3 protein-coding genes are annotated in these 5,822 nt (G+C 74.5%); all 3 read left to right on the top strand.

Annotated features, from left to right (window positions below; genetic code table 11):
• Window positions 1-2,131, top strand: a 2,131-nt coding sequence (locus tag IH44_RS0138845) for a toxin glutamine deamidase domain-containing protein (protein ID WP_030464575.1), incomplete at its 5' end; no start/stop codon positions are given.
• Between the two features lie 157 nt (window positions 2,132-2,288).
• On the top strand, window positions 2,289-2,675 hold the full coding sequence (gene paaI / locus IH44_RS0138840; protein ID WP_030464574.1) for a hydroxyphenylacetyl-CoA thioesterase PaaI: 387 nt from the start codon (window positions 2,289-2,291) through the stop codon (window positions 2,673-2,675).
• A gap of 206 nt (window positions 2,676-2,881) precedes the next feature.
• Window positions 2,882-5,822, top strand: a 2,941-nt coding sequence (locus tag IH44_RS0138835; RefSeq protein ID WP_232795264.1) for a molybdopterin-dependent oxidoreductase, incomplete at its 3' end; no start/stop codon positions are given.

Genomic DNA, 5,822 nt, shown 5'->3' with positions numbered 1-5,822 from the left:
GCCCTCCCCGCCCCCGCCGCCGTCCTCCAGGAAGCACGGCCGCACCCCGGACCCGGACGAGGAGCCCGGTTCCCCGGCCGCCGACTCCGCGCCCCCGGCGAAGTCCCGCCGCACCGAGGAGTACGAGAACGACCCGGCGGTGATCGAGGGCCGCGGGTTCCGGCCGTTCGGGCCGGAGCACCCGCTCTCGCAGGAACTGGTGAGCTACCTGGGCGGCGAGCCGAAGCTGCACCCGCCAATGAGCAACTCGCTGCTGCACAAGGTGAATCCGCACGAGGCCCCGGTCCACGAGGCCCCGGTCCACGAGGGCCAGGTCCACGAGGGCCAGGCCCACGAGGGCCCGGGCGGGCGGCGCACCGAGGACCTGAACGCCTGCCTGGAGAACGTCGAGGCGTACCGGGACACCCACTTCGGGCGCCCCCGGGTCTCCGGCCAGAGCCTGCACGGCGAGGTCGAGCACGCGGGCGCCGACGCCCTGTGGAAGCGGCACGACGCCCCGGCCCGGTTCGGCGAGGGGCCGGAAGCCGTCCGGAAGCTGATGGAGCAGGTGCAGGAGGGCGGCCCGGGCAGCTTCGCCACCGTGATCGGCGCTGGCAAGGACGGCGACGGCCACGCGGTCGCGCTGGTCCACGACCGGGACGGCACGCTGCGCTGGGCCGACCTGACCGACCGCAAGGTCACCACCGCGGACGGGGCGCTCCCCACCGGCTTCGGCGAGGACTGGACGCTCTGGGCCTCCGTCGCCGACCCGCACGGGAAGACCCTCTCCGGCCCGCACGACCCGGCCTTCATGGACCGCTTCGGCACCCTGAACGCCCACGGCACCGACCCGTCCGACGGCATCGGCGTCAGCCACCGGAACCCGCCGGGCCACCCCGTCCAGGGCGTGTTCCCGAAGGTCGACGAACCGCCGAAGCCCGACAAGGGCCTGAAGGCGCGCCTTCCCGGAACGCCGGAGCAGAAGGCGTACGAGGCGGAGAAGCAGGAGCGGCGCAGGCTGGCCAAGCAGTGGCAGCAGGACGCGGACAGCCTGCAGTTCTGGATGGAGCACCGGGGCGGGCGGACGAACGGCACGCGCGTCGAACTCGGCCCGGCCGGAGCCCCCCACCTCTCGTTCGACAAGGCCACCGGGGAGGTGGTCTGCCGCATCGAACCGGGGATGCTCAACAGCCAGTACGAGTCCGTCCCCACCGCGGTCCGCGACTTCATCGTGCACAGCCTGCGGAGCCGGGGCGACGGCTTCGCCGTGGACAACCAGTCGGCCGAGAGCGTCGACTTCATGCGGCGCTACGGGGCGAGCCGTCCGGAGACCCGGGGGTACTGGGAGGCGCAGCAGCAGCGGGACGCCGACCTGGACGCCGACGCGGACCGGCTGGCGGCGCAGGGGCTGCCGGAGCAGCCCGGGCCCGCCGAGGTGGACGACCTGCTGGCGAACGCCGCGGGCGCCCACGGGCAGTCGCAGGCGCTGCTGGGGCAGCACCAGGGGTTCGTCCTCGGCGAGAACCACGGGGACCAGGGGACCTGGGACTTCCTGCGAGGGAACATGCAGCAGCTCCGGGACTCCGGGGTCCGCACCCTGTACCTGGAGCACTTCACCGACGAGGCGGTCCAGCCGATGCTGGACCGGTACTTCGCCACGACGCCGCCCGGCACGGCCCCCGGGGAGGAGCTGGCAGCCGTCGCCCGCCGGCAGTCCAAGGGCATGAAGCTGCCCGAGGACGCCGTCCTCGACACGATCGTCGAAGCCCACCGGCAGGGCGTCGAGGTCCGGGTGATCGACGGCTACCCGGCCCGGCGCAACCGGGAGGGGATCGCCGACGTCGCGGGGGACGAGGGCAAGTACTTCCGGGCGCGGCGGATGAACGCCTACGCCCACGAGGTGATCGCCACCCACCAGGGGGCGGTGCCCGCCGGTCAGCAGGGCGAGGGGGCGCCTCCCGCCAAGTACGTGGTGGTGGTCGGCACCGCGCACGTCAGCACCCACCCGGGGGCGGACGGCCGTCCCCCCGTCGCCGGGCTGGCGCAGACCCTCGGGGCCCCGGGGGTGCGGTTCGTCCGGGAACCCGTCCCGGACGGCCTGCCCGGTCGGACCAGGGTGGCCCTGCCGCCCCGGATGGAACAGGTGCCGTAGCGGTCGGTGCGGCCGTCGGCGCCGGTCAGGGGGCTTCCCCGGCCGGCGCCGGGCCGTGGCGTCATTGACAGGCCGTCAACGTGATCGGTCTAATGCTGCTGCCGCTGAACGCGCAGCTCACCGGGGGGCCGTAGTGGGACGTTCCAGGATCGACGCAATGTTCGAACGCGACCGGGCCGCCAGTGGCGCGGGGATCGTGCTCGGGGAGGTGTCCGGGGGCCGCGCGGTGGCGCGGATGAAGGTCACCGAGGAGATGGCCAACGCGCACGGGATCGGGCACGGCGGGTACGTGTTCCTGCTCGCCGACGTGGCGTTCTCGTACGCCTGCAACAGCTACGGGCCGGTGGCGCTGGCCCAGGGCGCGCAGGTCACCTTCCTGGCCCCGGCGCAGCTCGGCGACGAGCTGGTGGCGGAGGCGGTGGAGCGGACGCTGGCGGGCCGGCAGGGCGTGTACGACGTGACGGTGCGCACGGCCGCGGGCGCGGTGGTGGCCGAGTTCCGGGGGCAGAGCGTGCTGGTCGCCGGGGTGCCGCACAGCGGCTGAGCCGCCCCGCGGCCGTCCCGCCGCCGCTCGACCGGGGCTCGGCCGGGGCCCCGGCCCGGGGCCCGTAGCGTGTCCGGTGCCTCACCGGCGGGTCCGATCCGCTGTGCGGGCGGTGTAACCGTCGGCCGTGCGCCGCGGAGACAGCCGCGAAATGCGCTCTTCCTACAGTCGCCGCAGGCAGGTGCAGGTCGAACGGAAGGGTTCCCGTGGCCGGACAGGTGGCGCAGGATGCAGCGAAGCCGCAGCGACCGGGGACCGAACAGGTCAGGTCGGTCTGCTCCTACTGCGGGGTGGGCTGCGGCCTGCTCCTGGACGTCGGTACCGGCCCGGACGGCCGCCGCACCGTGCGGAAGGTCTCCGGGGACCCGGAGCACCCGGCCAACCGCGGCCGGCTGTGCACCAAGGGCGCGACCACCGCGGACATGCTGGCCGCGCCCGGCCGGCTGTCCACCGCGCTGGTGCGCCCGGTCCGCGGCGGGGAGCCGGTGCCGGCGCCGGTCGCCGGGGCGATCGCCGACACCGGGCGGCGGCTGCGGGCGATCGTGGACGAGCACGGGCCGGACGCGGTCGCGCTGTACGTGTCGGGGCAGATGAGCCTGGAGGCCCAGTACCTGGCGAACAAGCTCGCCAAGGGCTACCTGCGCACCAACCGGATCGAGTCGAACTCCCGGCTGTGCATGGCCAGTGCCGGCACCGGCTACAAGCTGTCGCTGGGCGCGGACGGCCCGCCCGGCTCCTACCGGGACCTCGACCTGGCGGACGTGTTCCTGGTGATCGGCTCGAACGCCGCCGACTGCCACCCGATCCTGTTCCTGCGGATGATGGACCGGGTCAAGGCGGGCGCCAAGCTGATCGTGGTCGACCCGCGGCGCACCGCCACCGCCGCCAAGGCCGACCTGTTCCTGCAGCTGAAGCCCGGCACCGACCTGGCGCTGCTGAACGGCCTGCTGCACCTGCTGCACGCGGACGGGCACCTCGACGAGGCGTTCATCGAGCGGCACACCGAGGGCTGGGCGGCGATGCCCGACTTCCTCGCCGACTACCCGCCGGCCAAGGTCGCCGAGATCACCGGCCTGGCCGAGGCCGACCTCCGCAAGGCCGCCGAACTCATCGGAGAGGCGGGGGAGTTCACCAGCCTGTGGACGATGGGGCTGAACCAGTCCACGCACGGCACCTGGAACACCAACGCCCTGGTCAACCTGCACCTGGCCACCGGCACCATCTGCCGCCCCGGCAGCGGCCCGTTCTCGCTGACCGGCCAGCCCAACGCGATGGGCGGCCGCGAGATGGGCTACATGGGGCCCGGCCTGCCCGGCCAGCGCACCGTCCAGTCCGCCGCCGACCGGGAGTTCACCGAGCGGCTGTGGCAGCTGCCGCCCGGCACGCTGCGCGCCGACGGCGTCGGCCGGGGCACCGTCGAGATGTTCGAGAAGCTCGCCGACGGCGAGATCAGGGCCTGCTGGATCATCTGCACCAACCCGGTCGCCTCGGTCGGCAACCGGAGCACCGTGATAGCCGGCCTGGAGAAGGCCGAACTCGTCATCACCCAGGACGTGTTCGCCGACACCGAGACCAACGCCTACGCCGACGTCGTCCTCCCGGCCGCGCTGTGGACCGAGACCGAGGGCGTGCTGATCAACAGCGAACGCAACCTCACCCTGGCCCGCCCCGCCGCCGACCCGCCCGGCGAAGCCCTCCCGGACTGGCGGATCATCGCCGAGGTCGCCCGCGCCATGGGCTACGCGGAGGGCTTCGACTTCACCGACGCCGAGCAGGTCTTCGAGGAGCTCAAGCAGGCGTACAACCCCGCCACCGGCTGGGACCTGCGCGGCGCCTCCTACCCGCGGCTGCGCGACACCCCCGTCCAGTGGCCCGCCGCCGACCCCGACGGGCCCGACCGCAACCCGATCCGCTACCTGCTCCCCGACGGCACCCCGCACTTCCCCACCCCCGACGGCCGGGCCGTCTTCCACCCCCGCCCGCACCTCGACCCGGCCGAACTCCCGGACGACGAGCACCCGTTCGTGCTGAACACCGGCCGCCTCCCGCACCAGTGGCACACCCTCACCAAGACCGCCAAGGTCGCCAAACTCGCCAAACTCAACCCGTCGCCGTTCGTCGAGATCCACCCCGAGGACGCCGCCGCGCTCGGCATCGGCGCGGGCGACGGCGTCGAGATCGCCTCCCGGCGCGGCCGGGCCGTGCTGCCCGCCGTGCTCACCGACCGGGTGCAGCGCGGGAGTTGCTTCGCCCCGTTCCACTGGAACGACCTGTTCGGCGAGGACCTGTCGATCAACGCCGTCACCTCCGACGCCGTCGACCCGCTCTCCTTCCAGCCCGAACTCAAGTACTGCGCCGTCTCCCTGACCGCGGTGACCACCGCCGCGCCCGCCGACCCCGCGCCCCTCCCGGCCTTCGACACCGCCCCCGTCACCGCGGCCGTCTTCGGGCTGGACACCGCGCCCCCGCCCGTCCTCGGCGAGGACGAACGCCGGTACCTGGCGGGGTTCCTGGCCGCCCTCCCGATCGGCCGGCCCGGCGTGCCGGTGCTCCCGGCCGACGCCCCGTTCGACCCCGTGCACGCCCAGTGGGTCAACGGCGCGCTGGCCGGCCTGTACTCGCGCGCCGCCTCCGCCCCCGCCTCCGCCGCGACCCGGCAACTGCTGGTCCTGTGGGCCTCGCAGACCGGCAACGCCGAGGAGTTCGCCGCGGCCGCCGCCGCCCGCCTCACCGCCGCCGGCCACCCCGCCGCCCTGCACGCCATGGCCGACACCGACCCGGCCGCCCTCCCCGCCGACGCCGACCTGCTGCTGATCACCTCCACCTACGGCGACGGCGAGGCCCCCGACAACGGCGCCGCCTTCTGGGACGCCCTCACCACCGGCGAACCCGTCCGCCTGGACGGCCGCCGCTACGCCGTCCTCGCCCTCGGCGACCCCAACTACCAGGACTTCTGCGGCCACGGCCGCCGCCTGGACGCCCGGCTCGCTGAACTCGGCGCCCAGCGCCTGGCCCCCCGCACCGACTGCGACCCCGACTACGAGGGCCCCGCCGGGACCTGGCTGGACGGCGTCCTGGCCGCCCTCACCCGCCCCGTCCCGGCCCGGCTGGTCGGCAACCGGCTGCTCTCCGGGGCCGGTTCCGGCA

Source organism: Kitasatospora sp. NRRL B-11411, assembly GCF_000721345.1.
GTDB lineage: Bacteria > Actinomycetota > Actinomycetes > Streptomycetales > Streptomycetaceae > Kitasatospora > Kitasatospora cineracea.
Note: the sequence above shows the minus strand (reverse complement) of the source record. Positions and strands in the feature narration are given on the sequence as shown.

Coding starts and splice junctions, on each gene's coding strand:
- paaI (WP_030464574.1), top strand. CDS start 2,289: ATGTTCGAACGCGACCGGGCCGCCAGTGGCGCGGGGATCGTGCTCGGG.